Source organism: Hydrocarboniphaga daqingensis, from assembly GCF_900129825.1.
In the GTDB taxonomy this organism is placed as follows: domain Bacteria; phylum Pseudomonadota; class Gammaproteobacteria; order Nevskiales; family Nevskiaceae; genus Hydrocarboniphaga; species Hydrocarboniphaga daqingensis.
Map to the genome: position 1 here is coordinate 490,585 of NZ_FQWZ01000001.1, position 17,694 is coordinate 508,278.

General features: G+C 63.5%; 16 protein-coding genes. 8 read left to right on the top strand and 8 right to left on the bottom strand.

What is annotated here, in order from left to right; all coding sequences use genetic code 11:
• Positions 1-56 precede the first annotated feature (56 nt).
• On the bottom strand, positions 57-1,022 hold the full coding sequence (locus BUB09_RS02210; RefSeq protein WP_072893464.1) for a PstS family phosphate ABC transporter substrate-binding protein: 966 nt from the start codon (positions 1,020-1,022) through the stop codon (positions 57-59).
• 131 nt (positions 1,023-1,153) lie between these two features.
• Positions 1,154-1,945, bottom strand: coding sequence for a sulfite exporter TauE/SafE family protein (locus BUB09_RS02215; RefSeq protein WP_072893467.1), 792 nt, complete (start codon positions 1,943-1,945; stop codon positions 1,154-1,156).
• 203 nt (positions 1,946-2,148) lie between these two features.
• On the opposite strand from BUB09_RS02215, the gene cysB reads away from it, so the two are divergent.
• The 3 genes from cysB (at position 2,149) to BUB09_RS02230 (ending at position 5,412) form a co-directional block, all read left to right on the top strand.
• Positions 2,149-3,129 (top strand): HTH-type transcriptional regulator CysB, encoded by a 981-nt coding sequence (cysB, locus tag BUB09_RS02220; RefSeq protein ID WP_072894052.1) that lies wholly within the window; start codon positions 2,149-2,151, stop codon positions 3,127-3,129.
• Between the two features lie 112 nt (positions 3,130-3,241).
• A complete protein-coding gene (locus BUB09_RS02225) occupies positions 3,242-4,906 on the top strand; it encodes a nitrite/sulfite reductase (protein WP_072893470.1) in 1,665 nt (554 codons plus the stop codon).
• The gene (locus BUB09_RS02230) at positions 4,903-5,412 is read left to right on the top strand and encodes a DUF934 domain-containing protein (RefSeq protein WP_072893472.1); all 510 of its coding nucleotides are present in this window, start codon (positions 4,903-4,905) and stop codon (positions 5,410-5,412) included. The genes BUB09_RS02225 and BUB09_RS02230 overlap by 4 nt, the downstream gene beginning before the upstream one ends.
• Before the next feature lie 19 nt (positions 5,413-5,431).
• Here BUB09_RS02230 and serS read toward each other — a convergent pair whose 3' ends face one another.
• From serS to BUB09_RS02250, 4 genes are all read right to left on the bottom strand, one after another.
• Positions 5,432-6,718: a serine--tRNA ligase gene (gene serS / locus BUB09_RS02235; RefSeq protein ID WP_072893475.1), complete on the bottom strand. Its 1,287-nt coding sequence runs from the start codon at positions 6,716-6,718 to the stop codon at positions 5,432-5,434.
• A 63-nt stretch (positions 6,719-6,781) separates the two neighbouring features.
• Positions 6,782-8,110 carry a replication-associated recombination protein A gene (locus tag BUB09_RS02240; RefSeq protein ID WP_072893477.1) on the bottom strand — a complete coding sequence of 443 codons (1,329 nt, stop codon included), beginning with the start codon at positions 8,108-8,110 and terminating at the stop codon, positions 6,782-6,784.
• Positions 8,107-8,772: an outer membrane lipoprotein periplasmic chaperone LolA gene (gene lolA, locus BUB09_RS02245; RefSeq protein WP_072893480.1), complete on the bottom strand. Its 666-nt coding sequence runs from the start codon at positions 8,770-8,772 to the stop codon at positions 8,107-8,109. The genes BUB09_RS02240 and lolA overlap by 4 nt, the downstream gene beginning before the upstream one ends.
• Positions 8,773-8,838: 66 nt before the next feature.
• A complete protein-coding gene (locus tag BUB09_RS02250) occupies positions 8,839-11,400 on the bottom strand; it encodes a DNA translocase FtsK (protein WP_245793062.1) in 2,562 nt (853 codons plus the stop codon).
• 219 nt (positions 11,401-11,619) lie between these two features.
• On the opposite strand from BUB09_RS02250, the gene BUB09_RS02255 reads away from it, so the two are divergent.
• The 5 genes from BUB09_RS02255 to infA all read left to right on the top strand — a co-directional run bounded on the left by BUB09_RS02255 (position 11,620) and on the right by infA (position 14,866).
• The gene (locus BUB09_RS02255; protein ID WP_072893484.1) at positions 11,620-11,952 is read left to right on the top strand and encodes a hypothetical protein; all 333 of its coding nucleotides are present in this window, start codon (positions 11,620-11,622) and stop codon (positions 11,950-11,952) included.
• Entirely contained in the window at positions 11,907-13,118 is a 1,212-nt protein-coding gene (locus BUB09_RS02260; RefSeq protein ID WP_084083094.1) for a GNAT family N-acetyltransferase, read from the top strand. The genes BUB09_RS02255 and BUB09_RS02260 overlap by 46 nt, the downstream gene beginning before the upstream one ends.
• A 3-nt stretch (positions 13,119-13,121) precedes the next feature.
• On the top strand, positions 13,122-13,865 hold the full coding sequence (gene aat / locus BUB09_RS02265) for a leucyl/phenylalanyl-tRNA--protein transferase (protein ID WP_072893488.1): 744 nt from the start codon (positions 13,122-13,124) through the stop codon (positions 13,863-13,865).
• A gap of 8 nt (positions 13,866-13,873) precedes the next feature.
• Positions 13,874-14,572 (top strand): arginyltransferase, encoded by a 699-nt coding sequence (locus BUB09_RS02270; protein WP_072893491.1) that lies wholly within the window; start codon positions 13,874-13,876, stop codon positions 14,570-14,572.
• A 75-nt stretch (positions 14,573-14,647) separates the two neighbouring features.
• Positions 14,648-14,866 carry a translation initiation factor IF-1 gene (infA, locus tag BUB09_RS02275; RefSeq protein WP_007186111.1) on the top strand — a complete coding sequence of 73 codons (219 nt, stop codon included), beginning with the start codon at positions 14,648-14,650 and terminating at the stop codon, positions 14,864-14,866.
• A gap of 72 nt (positions 14,867-14,938) precedes the next feature.
• Here infA and clpA read toward each other — a convergent pair whose 3' ends face one another.
• On the bottom strand, positions 14,939-17,224 hold the full coding sequence (gene clpA / locus BUB09_RS02280; RefSeq protein WP_072893494.1) for an ATP-dependent Clp protease ATP-binding subunit ClpA: 2,286 nt from the start codon (positions 17,222-17,224) through the stop codon (positions 14,939-14,941).
• The gene (gene clpS, locus BUB09_RS02285; RefSeq protein WP_072893497.1) at positions 17,224-17,550 is read right to left on the bottom strand and encodes an ATP-dependent Clp protease adapter ClpS; all 327 of its coding nucleotides are present in this window, start codon (positions 17,548-17,550) and stop codon (positions 17,224-17,226) included. Before clpS ends, clpA begins: the two co-directional genes overlap by 1 nt.
• Positions 17,551-17,694 lie beyond the last annotated feature (144 nt).

Genomic DNA, 17,694 nt, shown 5'->3' on the forward strand with positions numbered 1-17,694 from the left:
CGCTCAGCCGGCTGAGCGGCTGGTCGATGGCGGCCGCTGCCGCCCACCGGCGTGGCCTAGTCGAGCTTCGCGAGTTCCTTGGCAGCGAGCTTGGCCGGCAAGGCAATGTAGCCGTCCTTCTCAACCACACTCTGGCCCGACTTGGAGAGCACCATGCGGAAGAATTCGCGCTCGAGCGGGCTCAATGGCTTGTTCGGCGCCTTGTTGACGTAGACGTACAGCACGCGCGCCAGCGGGTACTTGCCCGAAACCGCATTTTCTTCGGTCGCTTCTTCCAACTCTCCGCCATCCTTGGACGAGATCGGTAGAGCGCGCACGCCGGAGGTCTTGTAGCCGATGCCGGAATAGCCAACCGCATTCAAGCCAGTGGAAACCGACTGCACGACCGAGGCTGAGCCCGGCTGTTCGTTGACGTTGTTCTTGAAGTCACCCTTGCACAGGGCGTGCTCCTTGAAATAACCGTAGGTGCCTGAAACCGAGTTGCGACCGTACAACTGCAACGGCTTCTGCACCCATGCGCCGGTGAGGCCGAGGTCGCCCCAGCGGGCAATGTCCTTTTCGCCGCCACACTTGCGAGTGGCCGAAAAGATCGCATCGACCTGCGACAGGCTCAGGCCCTTGACGGGGTTGTCCTTGTTGACGAACACGGCGAGCGCGTCGATCGCCACGCCGATGGCCGTGGGCTTGTAGCCGTACTTCTGTTCGAAGGCCTGGATTTCCTGGTCCTTCATCAGTCGCGACATCGGCCCGAAGTTGGCCGTGCCTTCGGTCAATGCCGGCGGCGCGGTCGACGAGCCAGCACCCTGGATCTGGATATTGACGTTCGGATACAGGCGCTTGTATTCCTCGGCCCACAAGGTCATCAGATTGTTCAGCGTGTCGGATCCGACACTGCTGAAGTTACCGGATACGCCGGAAGCCGCTTTGTAGTCCGGGAGCGTCGGGTCGATCTTCGCGGTGGCCGTACCGACAGCACAACCAAGCGATGCGGTGACGACGGCGACGAGAGTCTTGAGTTTCATTGCGTACCCGGGCGGTAAATGTTGCGCGATCAGCATGACGCTGGCAGGTTCACAGCGTATTACCGGATTATGACAGTTAGATGACAGCGGCCGCGACACTGTCATCTAACGAGTCCCGGCAACCACGCCTGTCAGCTCAGCGCTTTCCAAAGCATTGTCGCGCCTACAAAAATCAGCAGGGCCGAGATCACCCGCTTGAGTACGCGGGGATTGAGCCGGAAACCGATACGCGTTCCGACGTAGATGCCGGGCAGCGCGCCAACCAGCAGCGACGCCAGCATCGGCCAGTCCACCTTGCCCAGCCCGGCATGGCCGGCACCGGCGATCGCGGTGATCAGCACGGCATGCGCCAGGTCGCTGCCGACCAGCCGGATCGGCTCGTGCCGAGGGTAGAGCAGCAACAGCATCATCATGCCGATGACGCCGGCACCGACCGACGATATCGTCACCAGCGCTCCGATCAGCGCGCCACAGACGACGGTGAGCGTGCGCTGACCGCGAAATGATCCATCGCCGGCCAGCGTCACCGGAGGACGCGGCAGCAGGCGGGTGATCGGCTCCTGGAAGATCGTGAAGGCCGCGGTCAGCACGATGGCGATCGACAGCGTCATCTTGATCAGTTGGTCGACCTGCGGCCCGGCCGGCAACTGATGCAGCAATACCAAGGTCAGCAGAGCGGCTGGAACGCTACCCGCCGACATCCACCCCACCAGTTTCCAATCGAGCGAGCCATTGCGGCTGTGCAGCCCGACGCCGAAGGCTTTGCTGATGGAGGCGTAGATCAGGTCGGACCCGACCGCCACCGATGGGCTGACGCCATAGAAGAGGATCAGGATCGGCGTCATCAGGGAGCCGCCGCCAACGCCCGTAGCGCCCACGGCGATGCCGACGACCAAGCCGGCCAGAGAGAAAGCAAAGTCCATGTCGTGTGACGTAGGAACGGAGGACCGCACCCTAACAAGGACGCTTAAGACCTGCGTGGACCGTTATCGCATAACTTAATTCCACAAACGAATAAAGCGGACAACATATGAGAATAACCAACTAGTCTTTTTAAGCCTTACGCGTATATGGCAAATTGATCGCGTCGGAAGCCCGCCCGAACAACGACCGCACCGGTGACTGTATGAAACTGCGTCAACTCAGCTACATCCACGAAGTGGCGCGCCGCGGCCTCAACGTCACTGCTGCGGCCGACGCGCTGTACACCTCCCAGCCTGGCGTCAGCAAGCAGATCCGGATGCTGGAAGAGGAACTGGGCGTCGACATCTTCGTCCGCAATGGCAAGCATCTGTCCGAGATCACGCCGGCCGGCAAGCGCATCCTCGAGTACACCGACCGGGTGCTCAACGAGGTCGAGAACATCAAGAGCATCGCCGAGGAGTTCCGCGACACCGACCGGGGCGATCTATCGATCGCCACCACTCACACCCAGGCCCGTTACGCGCTGCCTCCGGTAATACAGCGATTCAAAGCCCGGTTTCCGCGCGTGTCGCTGCACTTGCATCAAGGCTCACCCCAGCAAATCGCCAAAATGGCGGCTGAGGGCCAAGTGGACTTCGCCATCGCGACCGAGGCGCTGGAGCACTTCGAGCAACTGGTGATGCTGCCCTGCTACCACTGGAACCGGACCATCTTGGTCAAGCCGGGACATCCGCTGACACAGATCAGCAAGCTTCAATTGAAAGATATCGCCGATCACCCGGTGGTGACCTACACGTTTGGTTTTACCGGGCGTTCCAAGCTCGACCAGGCCTTCGCCGCTCACGGCCTGCGACCCGACGTCGTGTTGACCGCGGCCGACGCCGACGTGATCAAGACCTATGTGCGGCTTGGGCTGGGCGTCGGCATCGTTGCCGACATGGCCTACGATCCCAAGGAGGACGCCGATCTGGTGTCTTTGCGCGCCGATCACCTGTTCGAACCGAGCACGACTCACATCGGCTTTCGCCGCGGCTTGTTCTTGCGTGGCTATATGTATGAGTTCATGCAGACCTTCGCTTCGCACTTGTCATCCGACCTGATCGATGCGGTGGCCGCGGTCCCCGATCATGAGGACCGCTCGCGAAAGGCGCGCGAGGTCATCGATTCGATGCATCTGCTGTGAGTTTTATTCTCTTTAGTTCTTAGCTTATATCGCGCCACGGCTTGGGGCGCTCCCAGCAGGCTGATAGCCTTGCGCCCCTTTCTGTTTGTGGCCTTTGCCGCCGGATCGCACGATGTACCGTTACGACCAATACGATCAGACCCTCGTCGACGAGCGGGTCATCCAGTTTCGCGACCAGACTCGCCGTTACCTCGCCGGCGAGCTGCCAGCCGACGAATTTCGCGCGCTCCGGCTGCGTAACGGCCTGTATGTGCAGCGATTTGCCCCGATGCTGCGGATCGCGATTCCCTACGGCCTGCTGTCGAGCCGCCAACTGCGGATGCTGGGCCACATCGCCCGGACCTACGACAAGCATTACGGCCACTTCACGACGCGTCAGAACATCCAGTTCAACTGGCCGGCGCTGGAGCGGGTGCCCGACATCCTGGCCGATCTGGCGTCGGTGCAGATGCATGCGATCCAGACTTCGGGCAACTGCATCCGTAACGTCACCAGTGACCACTTGGCCGGTGTGGCCGCCGACGAGCTGCTCGACCCGCGCCCGTATTGCGAGCTGACCCGCCAGTGGGCCACGTTCCACCCGGAATTCAACTGGTTGCCGCGCAAGTTCAAGATCGCGTTTTCGGCGGCTGGCGGCGATCGCGCGGCGATTCGCGTGCATGACATCGGCGTGCAGATTGTCCGCAACGACGCGGGCGAACTCGGCTACACGATCTATGTCGGCGGCGGGCTTGGCCGGACGCCGATCATCGGTCCGATGGTGCGCGAGTTCTTGCCAGAGGCCGACCTGCTGTCGTACTTCGAAGCGGTGCTGCGCGTTTACAACCGACTCGGCCGGCGCGACAACATCTACAAGGCGCGGATCAAGATTCTGGTCAAGGAAACCGGCCTGGCCGCATTCCGCCAGATGGTCGAAGCCGAGTGGGAACAGATCAAGGACAGCGAACTGCGTCTGCAGCCCGGTGACCTGGATGCGATGCGCGCGCGGTTCGATACGTTCGACTACGACCCGTCCGCCGCTTCCGATACCAGCTTCGATGCGCATCTGGCAGCCGACAGCGCGTTCGCCGCGTGGGCGCGCCGCAACTTGCAGCCGCACCGCGTGGCCGGCTACAAGGTCGCATTCGTGTCACTGAAGGCGCAGGGCATCGCGCCCGGCGACATGACCGACACGCAAATGGACGCGGTGGCCGAACTGGCCGACCGCTATGCGTTTGGCGAAGTGCGGGTGACCCACGACCAGAATCTGGTGTTGGCCGATGTGCGCCAGGGTGATCTGTATCCGCTATGGCAGAGCCTGCGCGACCTCGGGCTGGCGACGCCGAACATCGGCCTGCTGACCGACCTGATCTGCTGCCCGGGCCTGGATTTCTGCTCGCTGGCCAACGCCGGCTCGATCGGCGTGGCCCAGGACATCTTCGACCTGTTCGACAACCTCGACGATCAACACGACATCGGCCCGATCAAGGTCAAGATGTCGGGCTGCATGAACGGTTGCGGCCACCATAGCGTCGGCCATATCGGCATCCTGGGCGTCGATAAGAAGGGCGAGGAGTGGTACCAGGTGACGCTCGGCGGCTCGGCCGAAAACGACGCCAGCCTCGGCGACCGTACCGGCCCCTCGTTCTCGCGCGACGAGATCGCCCCGGCCGTCCAGAAGATCATCGACGTCTACCTGCGGATGCGGAATAGCGAGGACGAAACCTTCCTCGCCTGCTACCGCCGCATTGGTATGGCGCCGTTCAAGGCCGAGCTGTACGCGACGGAGGCCGCATGAGCGCGCTGATCCGTCCGGGCGAAGTCCTCGACAACCGCTGGATCGAAATCGCCGACGACGCTGATCTACCCGCGTCGGGACAGGTGATTCTGTCTTGGGCGCGCTGGCTGTCGCTCGACGGCCAGATTCCGACCGGCGATCTGCAGATCGGCCTGCGTCTACCCAATACGCTGGACGTGGTGGCGCACGCGTCACAGCTGCAGTCGCATCCGCTGCTGGTGCTCGATTTCCCATCGTTTGCCGATGGCCGTGCGTATTCACAGGCCCGGTTGCTGAAAGCGCGCCTGGGCTATCGTGGAGAGCTCCGCGCTGCCGGCCAGGCCGTGGTGCGCGACCAACTGCAGTCGCTGCAGAACTGCGGTTTCGACAGCTACCAGCTGCGCGGCGATCAGGACCCGGCGCTTTGCATCGGCGCCTTTGCCGACTTCAGCGCCAGCTACCAGCCGAACTTGCTGGCGATGCGCAAGCGGCTGCGTCCCGGCAGCCACGCTCCGCTAGCCCAATAGCGACGTCGCCAGCACCGGGTCAGGCGCTGGCGATGCTCGTCTGTCCGCCCATGTACGGGCGCAGCGCTTCGGGAATTTCGATGCTGCCGTCGGCCTGCTGGTAGTTCTCCAGCACGGCAACCAGCGTGCGACCCACCGCGAGCCCGGAGCCGTTGAGCGTGTGCAGTAGCTCGATCTTGCCGGCCGCTGTGCGATAGCGACCGAGCATGCGGCGCGCCTGGAAGTCCTCGAAGTTGGAGCAGGAGCTGATCTCGCGATAGCGGTCCTGCGACGGCAACCAGACTTCGATGTCGTAGGTGCGCGCGGCCGTGGCGCCCATGTCGCCAGCGCACAGCGCCATCACCCGATACGGCAGCCCGAGCTTTTGCAGAATTGCCTCAGCGTGGCCGGTCAGTTGTTCGAGCGCTGCCGCCGAATGCTCCGGCGCGACCGCCTGCACCAACTCGACTTTCTCGAACTGGTGCTGACGGATCATGCCCTTGGTATCGCGGCCCGCTGCGCCGGCCTCGGCGCGGAAGCAAGGCGTATGCGCCACCCATTTGCGCGGCAGCGACTCACCGGCCAGGATTTCGTCGCGCAGCAGGTTGGTCACCGGCACTTCGGCGGTCGGGATCAAACGCCAGTCGGCATCGCTGCCTGCGTCCATCTTCAGCGCGAACAAGTCGTCACCGAACTTGGGCAGCTGCCCGGTACCGCGCAGGCTGGCCGCGTTGACGATGTATGGCACGTACAACTCTTCGTAGCCGTGCTGCTGGGTGTGCACGTCGAGCATGAACTGGGTCAGCGCGCGGTGCATCCGCGCCAGCGCGCCGCGCAGCACGGTGAACCGCGCGCCCGTCAGCTTGGCGGCCGCGGCGAAGTCCATCTGCCCGAGTGCCTCGCCCAAGTCGGCGTGATCCTTGGCACCCGCGGCGGGACGCGGCGTACCCCAGCGGCGCAGCTCGACGTTGTCGTTCTCGTCGCGCCCGTCCGGCACGCCGTCCTGCGGGATATTCGGAATCCGCAGCAGAAAGTCCTCGAAGTCGGCCTGCAAGGTCGCCAGTGCCTGTTCGTTGGCGCCGAGCTGGGTCTTGATCCGGTCCATGTCGGCCAGGATCGGCGACACGTCTTCGCCCTTGGACTTGGCCATGCCGATCCGCTTGGACCCCGCGTTGCGCTCGGCCTGTAACTGCTCGGTCTGCGTCTGCAACTGCTTGCGGGCTGCTTCCAGCTCGACGAAGCGCGCGGTGTCGAAAACGAAGCCGCGGCGCAGCAGCTGTTGGGCAACGGCCTCGGGATTGGCGCGCAAGCGCTTGGGGTCCAGCATCGGGAATTTTCCATCACAAAAAACCGGCGCGAAGTATAGCGGCCCCGCCCCGCGCCGCCGCGCTCAGCCGGAGCGCCGGCCTTGCCGCAGCCGCGCCAGCTTTTCGCCGATCTTGGCCTCCAGGCCGCGCGGCGTCGGCTGATAGAACTCGGTGCCGATCAAGGCATCGGGCATGAATTGCTGACCAGAGGCGTGCGCGTCGGCCTCGTCGTGGTCGTAGCGATAGCCATCGCCATAGCCAAGGTCCTTCATCAAGCCGGTCGGCGCATTGCGGATCGCCATCGGCACCTCGAGCGAGCCGGTGCGGTCGACCAGCGCGCGCGCCGCTTTATAGGCGGTGTACACCGCATTGCTCTTGGGCGCGACGGCCAGGTACACCACGGCCTGCGCCAGCGCCAGTTCACCTTCCGGGCTGCCGAGACGCTCGTAGCTGTCCCAGGACTCCAGACACAGCGCTTGAGCGCGCGGATCGGCCAGGCCGATGTCTTCGACTGCCATCCGCACCAGCCGGCGCGCCAGGTAGCCGGCATCGACGCCGCCGTCGAGCATTCTGGCGAACCAGTACAACGCGGCGTCGGGATCGCTGCCGCGCACCGACTTGTGCAGCGCCGAAATCTGGTCGTAGAAATTTTCGCCCTGCTTGTCGAAGCGGCGGAAGCCGCGGCCGAGCAGCTTTTCGAGCAGTGCGTCGCTGGCTTCGGCGCCGGCATCGCGACTGCGCTCGGCGCGCCACAACTCGACGGCCGTCTCCAGCAGAATCAATGCGCGACGGCCGTCGCCATCGGCCGCTTCGGCCATGCGCTGCAGCCAGCGCTCCGGCAGCAGCGACGCCGCTTCATTCAGTCCGCGCAGCGGCTCGACCAGCGCCCGCTGCAACAGCAGGCCGATCGCCGGCTCGTCGAGTGCGCGCAGCACGAAGACGCGCAGCCGCGACAGCAACGCCGAATTCAGCTCGAACGACGGGTTCTCGGTGGTGGCGCCGATCAGCACCACGGTGCCGTCTTCGACATACGGCAGCAGCGCATCCTGCTGGCCCTTGTTGAACCGGTGGATTTCGTCGACGAACAGCACGGTGCGGCGCGGCGTCAGCCCTTGCAGCGCCGCGAGTGCTTGCGCGGTGGTTTCGCGGATTTCTTTGACGCCCGCCAGAACCGCCGACAGGCTGATGAACTGCGCATCGACGTGCTGGGCCACCAGCCGCGCCAGTGTCGTCTTGCCGACGCCCGGCGGTCCCCAGAACACCATCGACGGCGGCCGACCGGCTTCCAGCAAGGTCCGAAGCGGAGCGCCCGGCGCCAACAAGTGATCTTGACCGACGACTTCGTCGAGCTGCCGTGGCCGCATACGCTCGGCCAGCGGCGCCGTCGACCGCGTCGCGGCCGTGCGACTCATGGCTTGCTGGGCGGGCCTGCCGGAGCCGTGGTCGCCGACGACTCGACCACTTCGGTGTTCTTCGGCGGCGTGAAATGCAACTGCGATTCGTCGACCTTGGCGTTGACCTTGACGTCGGTGAAGGCGACCTCGGTGCGATTGCCGAGTCGGTCGCGGAACACCATGCGTTCCGGTGCGCCCTGATGCAGCCACATCTCGACGGCTTCAAAATCACCGTCGATATTGCGCGGCTTGAGCAGCACGCCCTGCGCCTGATTGCGCTTGCCCAGATCGCTGACGGTGAACTCTTCGGTGAGCGTCGAACGCTGCGCCAGCAGCGCGGCCGGTGTTCCGGTCAAGGTGTCGGCCGCCGGTCGCACCGTCACTTGCGACAGGTCGGGGTCGTACATCCAGATTTTCTCGCCGTCGCAGACGATCAGTTGCTCATACGGGAGCATGTAGCTCCACCGAAAGCGTCCCGGCCGTGACAGCACCATCTGCCCGGAACTGCTGGACAGCTTCTCGCCGCGATCGTTGATCTGAACCTGACTGAACTGCGCGGTGACGGTGCGCGTGTCACCAATGAACCGGCGCAACTCGTCCTCGCCGCTACCGGCCTGCGCAGCGGCCGCCGCCAGCCCGAGGATCAGCGACGACGAAAGACGAAAAAAAGACTTGAGCATGAGAGTGCCGTGAGTGACGGGTACTAGGGACCTGCGGGGCGCTGAAACGTTCGCAAAGCGGACGCCTCAATCGCGCCCGCCGGGAACCAGGATTTCGCGGTTGCCGCCGGGACCGCTGGGGCCGACGATGCCGGCCGCCTCCATCTGCTCGACCATGCGCGCGGCGCGGTTGTAACCGATCTTGAGGCGACGCTGCACCCAGCTGACGCTGGCCTTCCGGGTTTCGAGCACGATGGCGACGGCCTGGTCGTAGAGAGCGTCCGATTCCGGGTTGTCCTCACCGCCGCCACTGCCCGGCGCGTTGACCGGCGCTTCGTCGGCCAAAATGTCTTCGATGTAGTCAGGCTGGCCGACCTGCTTGAGGTAAGCGACGACTTTGTGGACCTCGTGGTCGTCGACGAATGCGCCGTGGACGCGCGCCACCGTCGAGGCACCGATCGGGCGATACAGCATGTCGCCATGACCCAATAGCGTTTCGGCGCCCTGCTGGTCGAGAATCGTGCGGCTGTCGATCCGCGACGCCACCTGGAACGCGATGCGCGACGGAATGTTCGCCTTGATCAAACCGGTGATCACGTCGACGCTGGGTCGCTGCGTGGCGACGATCAAGTGAATGCCGGCTGCGCGTGCCTTCTGCGCGATGCGAGCGATCAGCTCTTCGACCTTCTTGCCCACCACCATCATCATGTCGGCCAGCTCGTCGATGACGATGACGATGTGCGGCATGTTCTTCAGATACACCGGCGTGGGCGCAAAACCCTCGTCGTCGAACAGCTGGGGCGCGTTCTTGGTCGGGTCGAGAATCGGTTCGCCGGCGGCTTCGGCCTCCTCGATCTTGCGATTCAGGCCCGCCAGGTTGCGTACGCCCATCGCGGTCATCAGCCGATAGCGTCGCTCCATTTCGGCCACGCACCAGCGCAACGCGTTGGCGGCGTCCTTCATGTCGGTGACCACCGGCGTCAACAGATGCGGGATGTCGGCATACACCGACAGTTCCAGCATCTTCGGGTCGACGAAGATGAACCGCACCTGCTCCTTGGTTGCCTTGTAGAGCATCGACAGGATCATCACGTTGATCGCCACCGACTTGCCCGCGCCGGTGGTACCGGCCACCAGCAAGTGGGGCATCTTGGCCATGTCGACCGATACCGGATTGCCCGCAATGTCCTTGCCCAGCGCCATCGTCAGCGGCGAACTGCTGCTCTTGTAGCCCGGCGAATCGAGAATCTCGCGCAGCCAGACCATCTCGCGCTTGGTGTTGGGAATCTCTAGGCCGACATAAGGCTTGCCTTCGATGACCTCGATCACGCGCACGCGCGACACGCTCAGCGATCGCGCCAAGTCGTTCGACAAGTTGGTGATCTGGGCGCCCTTGACGCCCGGCGCTGGTTGCAGCTCGAAGCGGGTGATCACCGGGCCCGGCATCGCGTTGACGACCTGCGCCTTGATGCCGAAGTCCTTCAGATGGTTTTCGACATCGCGCGACAAGCGCTCCAGCTCCTCGGGCGTGTAGCGCTTGCCGGTCGGCCGCGGCATATCGAGCAAGCTGAACGGCGGAATCGGGTCGCCGTCGAACTGCGGGACCGCCGGCGCGTCTGGCTTTGCAGCGGCTGGCTTGCGCGTCGGCTTGGGCTTGGCCCGCATCGCCGGCGGATCGTCGAAGGTTTCCGGCACGTCGAGTTCGGCGATTTCGATCGGCGGCGTGAATACCGGCGCCACGGGCTCGTCGAGGTCGTCGGCCGCCGGCAGCAGGTCCAGCTGGGTTTCGGGCCGCCCCAGCGATGGCGTCTGCCGCGCATTGACCTGAGGCGGCTTGCGCCGCTTCAGCCATGGCAGGTCATCGTCTTCCGCATCGGCCTCCGCGGCCGTCGCCGCGACGGGCGACATCGACGCTGCCAAGGTCGGCGCGCTGCGTTTGCCGCGTGCGCTTTGCTGCGGCTCTCGCGGTGAAGCTTCCGCCAGCACCGGCACTGCATCGGCGTCGGCATCGAGTTCGTCATCGGCAGCAGCGGGTTCGATCTCGGGCCGAAGCGCCCACAACCGCAGCACCATGGCGCCGACGCTGTCGAGCACGGACACCCACGAGAACATTAGGGCCACTGGCAATCCGGACAGCGTCAGCGTCAGCAACAACAGACTGGCGCCCACGGGGTTGAGCATCGACACCAGCCAGTTACCCAGTGCCTGGCCCGCGATACCGCCCGAGCCTTGCGGTGGAAATGACGGGAATGTGCCGACATGCAGTGCGCACAGGCCCGCGAAGCTGGGCAACAGGATCAGCCAGGCGATCGCGCGCAGAGGCCATTGGATGCCGCTGGCTGCCGGGCGTCCACGGTAGTAGCGCAGCCCCAGCACGAACACTGCCCAAGGCAGGAAGAACGCCACGTAACCAAACAAGCTCAGCAGAATGTCGGCGATCCAGGCCCCGACTCCACCCACCAGATTGTGTGCCGGCCCGCCGGTACCCGACGATGACCAACCGGCGTCGTCGGCATTGAAGCTGATCAATGCAACCAGCAGGAACAAGGTCAGCCCGGCACAGGCCAGCAAGACCGTTTCACGCGGCAGCCGTTCCAGCCAACCCGCGTTGGCGAGATCATCCGTGGCTTGGGATTTGCTTTTAACCAATTGAATTTTCAGCGTTAGCAGCAGCGCGGCAGGTCAGTATAGCAAGGCGCCCCTCGAACACCGTGGCACGATGCCCGCCGCAGCTCTTGATTTCAGCGGCAACAGCTTCAGATAGGAGACAGGACGGGAGGGTCACGCTCCACCCGGGTTCCGATCGACCTGTTTCAAGCCATATGCAAGCCATCGTTGTTGGGTGGGCTTGCCCAGACGAGGACCGACATGAGCAACTACGTGCGGCATTTCGTTCTGACCGGTGACGGACGCATTCGCGAGTTGCCGCCGGAGCAAGCAGCGCTGGTCGCGGCCGGTGCCGGCCGCATGCCGGAATTTGCCGCCAAGCGCGTCCGCTATCTGCAATTGATCCTTGATGAGGATAGTGGCAATGAGATCCGCATCCAGAGCGCGGGGGCCAGCATTCGCTTCGATCATGATGGCCGCCTGCTCGAAGCCGGCCCGGCAGCGCCCGAGGAGCAGATCAGTGGCTTTGAGCACGACGCCGTCATCCAATGGGTGTTGCGCGATCGCCCCAGCGTGGGCCCGACGTTCCACTAATCCTCACACCGTCACGTCCGCTGAGCACGCTGCGGTTTGCCACCGCTGAATCGCTGTCCCAGGTCGATGCCTCGGCCTGGGACCGGCTGTTCGATAGCGCCTATCCGTTCACGTCGCATGCATTTCTGCTGGCGCTTGAGGAATACGGCTGCGTCGGCAACCGAACCGGCTGGATTCCCCAACACCTGCTCGCCTATCAGGACGATCGGCTGGTCGGCGCTGTCGTGCTGTACGTCAAGCTGCACTCCTACGGCGAGTTCGTGTTCGATTTCGCGTGGGCCGAGGCCAGCCATCGTCTAGGGCAGCCTTACTATCCCAAGCTGCTCAATGCGGTGCCGTTTACGCCGTCGATGGGGCCTCGCATCGGAGCGCAGGATGCGGCAACTCGCGACGCGCTGATCCGCCGTCTTGCTGGCCTGACCGATGGCGGGCGGTTTTCCTCGGCACATGCGCTGTTCGCCACGGGTGACGACGCTGCGGCTTATCAAGGCCAACAATGGCTCGAGCGCAACGACGTGCAGTTCCAATGGTTCAATCGCGGCGACGCCGACTTCGCCAGCTTTGCCGCGCGCTTTTCCAGCGACAAGCGCAAGAAAATGTTGCGCGAGCGCCGGCGGGTCGCCGATGCCGGGCTGCGCTTCGAGACGCGCCGCGGCGACGAGATCGACGAATCCGAGTGGTCGCAAGTCTATGCGCTGTATGCCAACACATATGAGGAACGCGGACAGGCGCCCTATCTGACGCCTGAATTCCTGATGCACTATGGTCGCCGTGCCGGCAGCCCGTTTCGGGTGATTCTCGGCTATCACGGCACCCGGTTGGTCGCCGCTGCGCTGACGTTGCAAGGCGGCGACACGCTGTACGGCCGGCACTGGGGCGCCGCAGAGCAGTACCACAGCCTCCATTTCGAGTGTTGCTACTACCAGGGCATCGAGTTGTGCCTGCAACAGGGCCTGCGTCGCTACGACGCCGGAACCCAGGGCGAGCACAAACTGGCGCGCGGCTTCACGCCCGTACTGACTCAGTCGTTTCACTGGATCGCGGATCAGCGACTGCGGGATGCCGTCGAACACTTCCTGGCGCGCGAACGTCGCCTAGTCGCATCGCGCAAAGATGAACTGATGCACCATAGTCCCTATCGCCAAGAGGCCGTCGCAACCGCCTGAGCCATGGACAATCCGATCCGCCTGCACTGGCTGGATCCTCGAGATCCGCACCAGAACTTCCCATCGCCGCATCTGGCGATGCGCGACCCCAACGGGCTGCTCGCGATCGGAGGCGACTTGTCGGTCACCCGCTTGATTCGCGCCTACTCGCAGGGAATCTTTCCCTGGTACAACCCGGACGAGCCGATCCTGTGGTGGAGCCCGGACCCACGCGCGGTGCTGATGCCCGGCGGCATGAAGGTGTCGCGCTCACTGGGCAAGGCGCTGCGCCGCGGTCACTACGCCGTGACGCTCGACATGGCCTATCGCGACGTTCTGGATGCCTGCGCCGGCCCCAGGCTGCGCAGCCGCGGCACCTGGCTCGGCAGTGATATGCGACAGGCGTATCAGGAGTTGTACCGACGCGGCTATTCGCACACGGTCGAAGTGTGGAACGAGGGACAGTTGGTCGGCGGCTTGTACGGTGTGGCACTGGGCAAGGCCTTTTTTGGCGAGTCGATGTTCTCCCACATGACAGACGCATCGAAGATCGCGCTGTACTGGCTTTGCGAGCAATTGCAGGCCTGGGGCTACGAAGTGCTGGACTGCCAGGTTGCTTCGGATCATCTGCGATCACTGGGCGCGATCGACGTTACGCGCGAGCGCTTTCTCAATCTGCTGCGCCCGGCCGTGGTTCGTCCCGGCCGCACCGGCACTTGGCACTTCGACATCGCCGCTCCAGCCCCACGCGTGCACCTACCTCGTTAAGATGCCGCATGGATCGAATCCGGCTCTATCTCAGCACCGAACACCCTTGCGGCTACCTGCCGCAACGGACGGCGCGCAGCCTGTTCGTCGACCCGGATTTCACACTCAATCCGCAGCGATACGAGATGCTGCTGTCGCAGGGTTTCCGGCGCGGTGGTGACCATGTCTACCGCCCTCGTTGCAGCGGTTGCTCTGCCTGCATCCCGGCTCGAATCGCGGTCCGCGATTTTCGCCCCAACCGCAGCCAGCGCCGCTGTCTGAAGATCAACGCCGACCTCGAACTACAGGTCCGCCAGGAACTGACCGACGAGCAGTTCGACCTGTACCGTCGCTATCTGCGCGGCCGGCATTCGGGCGGCGGCATGAACCCGGAAGACAAGCCCGGCTTCCATAACTTTCTAGACTGCGGCTGGGGTACTGCCGAGTTCTGGGAAATGCGGCTCGCCGGCGAGCTGATCGCCTGCGCCGTCGTCGATCGCACGCCCAAGGCGCTGTCGGCGGTGTACACGTTCTTCGACACCGAACTGCCGGACCGCAGTCTCGGCACCTATGCGGTCTTGGTACAGGTCAACCAAGCACGCGAACTGGGGATGGACCACGTCTACCTGGGATATTGGGTGCCGGGCAGCCAGAAAATGGAGTACAAGCGCAACTTCAAGCCACTTGAGGTTTTGACCTCCGCAGGCTGGCAAATCTTGGACGAGTGATACGAAACGATTGCGGTTGTCAACCGGAACGCGGATAATATCGGGCTATCCTGCATGCCCGAGTACCCCTCGCTAATGGCGAAAGAAGATCATATTGAAATGCCCGGCACGGTCGCCGAAACGCTGCCGAACACCACGTTCCGCGTGAAGCTGGACAACGGCCATGTCGTCACCGCCCATATTTCCGGGCGCATGCGCAAGAACTACATTCGCATCCTGACCGGTGACAAAGTCACGGTACAGTTGACGCCATACGATCTCACCAAGGGCCGCATCACGTTCCGCGACAAGTAGCCCCCGGCGATCAAATCGAAGCACCCAATAAAAAAGCCCGCACTGCGGGCTTTTTTATTGGGCGGAGCGGACTCAGACCGGCTCGAGTTGCGCGGCTTTCTCGCGGGCTTCCAGCTCGAAATCGAGCTTGTCGTTCTTGACGGTTACATGGACACGGCCGCCTTGTGCCAGCTTGCCGAACAGCAGTTCCTCGGCGAGCGGACGCTTGAGTGCGTCCTGAATCGTCCGCGCCATCGGGCGGGCGCCCATCTTGGGGTCATAACCGCGCGTACCGAGCCAGGCACGGGCGTCTTCATCGATCTCGAGCTGCACGCCCTTGGCCGCCAGCTGCTCCTCTAGCTGCACCAGGAACTTGTCGACGACCCGCGAGATTTCAGCCGGACCCAGCGCCGCAAACGGGATGATCGCGTCCAGACGGTTGCGGAACTCCGGCGTGAACATCTTGCGGATAACCTCCATCGCGTCGATCGTGTGATTGTGCTCGACCAAACCGATCGACCGCCGCGACGATTCTTCGGCGCCGGCATTGGTCGTCATGATCAGGATCACGTTGCGGAAGTCGGCCTTGCGCCCGTTGTTGTCGGTCAGCGTGCCGTGGTCCATGACCTGCAGCAGCAGATTGAACACGTCCGGATGGGCCTTTTCGATTTCGTCGAGCAGCACGACGCAATGCGGCTGCTTGATGACCGCCTCGGTCAGCAGGCCGCCCTGGTCGAACCCGACATAGCCCGGAGGCGCACCGATCAAGCGGCTGACCGTGTGACGCTCCATGTACTCCGACATATCGAAACGGATCAGTTCGATTCCCAACTGCAGCGCAAGCTGACGGGTGACTTCGGTCTTGCCGACGCCGGTGGGGCCTGCCAGCAAGAAGTTGCCGATCGGCTTATCCGGATTGCCAAGGCCTGAGCGCGACAGCTTGATGCTCGAAGCCAACTGCTCGATGGCGGCGTCCTGGCCGTAAATCGTCAGCTTCAGATCGCGCTCCAACGTCGCAAGCTTGTCGCGGTCGTTGGAAGACACGCTCTTCGGAGGGATGCGCGCGATCTTGGCGACGGTCTCTTCGATGTCGCGGACCTGAACGGTCTTACGACGCTTGGACTCGGGCAGCAGGCGCAACCGCGCTGCGGCTTCGTCGATCACGTCGATCGCCTTGTCCGGCAGGTGGCGGTCGGTGATGTGACGTACCGACAGCTCCACGGCCGAGCGCAGTGCGCCGCGCGTGAACTGCACGTGATGGTGCTCTTCGAAGCGGAGCTTCAGCCCTTCGAGAATCTTGACCGTGTCGTCGATCGTCGGCTCGGTCACATCGATCTTTTGGAATCGACGCGCCAAAGCGCGGTCCTTCTCGAAGATGCCCCGGTACTCCTGATACGTGGTCGAACCCATGCAGCGTAGTTCGCCCGAGCTCAGCAGCGGCTTGAGCAGGTTCGACGCGTCCATCACACCACCGCTGGCCGCACCGGCGCCAATGATCATGTGAATCTCATCGATGAACACGATCGCACCGGGCTGCGTGGTCAACTCCTGCATGACCGCCTTGAAGCGCTTTTCGAAGTCGCCGCGATACTTCGTGCCGGCAATCAGACTGCCGAGGTCCAAGCTGTATACGACGCTGCCGCGAAGCAGATCGGGCACGCGATCCTCGATGATCAGCCACGCCAAGCCTTCGGCAATGGCGGTCTTGCCGACGCCGGCTTCACCGACCAGCAAGGGATTGTTCTTGCGCCGGCGGCACAGCGTCTGCATCACGCGCTCGATCTCGTGCTCGCGGCCGATCAGCGGATCAATCTGGCCACGCGCGGCGCGCTCGTTGAGGTTAACGGCGTACTGCTCCAAAGCCGTTTTGCCGTTAGCCTTGCCGTCTTCCTTGTCTTCGTTGTCCTGAGACGCCTCGGGCGCCGGCTGCGGCGCCTGGCTGTTGTTCTTGGCGATGCCGTGGCTGATGAAATTCACCACGTCGAGTCGCGTCACACCCTGCTCGTTCAGCAGGTAGACCGCATGCGTGTCTTTTTCGGCAAACAGCGCCACGAGCACGTTGAGCGTGGTGACCTGCTTCTTGCCTGCCGCCTGCACATGGTAGATAGCGCGTTGCAGCACGCGCTGGAATGACAGCGTCGGCTGGACCTCGATTTGATCGGCCGAGTCGCGATTGGAATGGATGTTCTGCCGGATGTAATCGCGAAGCGCTTGTTCGAGCTTCTCGAGATCGGCGCCTCCGCCGGTCAGCACTTCGGACACGTTGGTGTCCGACAGCAGGGCAAGCAACAAATGCTCGACCGTCAGCAATTCATGACCTTCACCACGAGCGGCCAGAAAGGCGGCGTCCAGCGCTTTCTGGAGTTCATCGCTGAGCATTAAGCTTTCTCCATGACGGTGAGCAACGGGTGCTGGTGCTTGCGAGCGTAGGCATTGACCTGCGCTGTCTTCGTCTCGGCGATCTCGACCGGAAAGATGCCGGCCGTACCGCGCCCCTTGGTATGCACGTGGAGCATGATCTGCACCGCCGCCTCCCGGGTGTGGTGAAAAAACTGCTGCAAAACCTGGACCACGAACTCCATCGGCGTGAAGTCGTCGTTGACCACCACCACCTTGTACATCGGCGGCTGCTGAAGACGCGGCTTGGCTTCCTCGACTGCGAGGTCGCGAAGGTCGTCGCGTTGTGGGTTGCTGCTGCGGCTCATGGTCCTAGTGTAGCGCTGTGCCTGCAAAAGACGAGTTGGTACGAACGATGTGACGGACACGATGCCGGATCAACCCGGCATCATTGGAAACCCGGCACTGCCGAGTACTCCTGCGCCGATGTATGACACCTTTTACGGGCCCGC